At 69.3% G+C, this 309-nt stretch carries 1 protein-coding gene; it reads right to left on the reverse strand.

The features are described 5' to 3' along the window. Positions 1-309: SulP family inorganic anion transporter (locus tag D0817_RS27130; protein ID WP_202866540.1), on the reverse strand; the 309-nt coding region annotated here is incomplete at both ends.

A 309-nucleotide genomic window follows, 5' to 3' on the forward strand; every position in this document is an offset into this window, starting at 1 on the left:
GTGAGCGCGCTGCCGATGTTGGCCACGCCCACGCCGATCAACTCGTAGTTGCTGTGGACTTTTTCCTGGCGTTTGAGGGCCAGCGGCTGGGCCGCCGACATGCTGATCAGGAAAATCATGAAGCCGATCAGCAGCGCCGGCTGCAGCAACGCTCGCCAGTGCCCGTGCGACAGGGCCAGGTTCAAGCCCGGCAGGCCGGACGGCACATCGCCGGTGACGGCGACGCCGGCCTCGTGCAGGCCGAGCAGAGGCACCAGGATGGTCGCGCCCACCACCCCGACCATCGGCGCGAGGCGCGCGCCGGTGTCG

Source organism: Flavobacterium cupreum (genome assembly GCF_003996965.1).
In the GTDB taxonomy this organism is placed as follows: domain Bacteria; phylum Bacteroidota; class Bacteroidia; order Flavobacteriales; family Flavobacteriaceae; genus Flavobacterium; species Flavobacterium cupreum.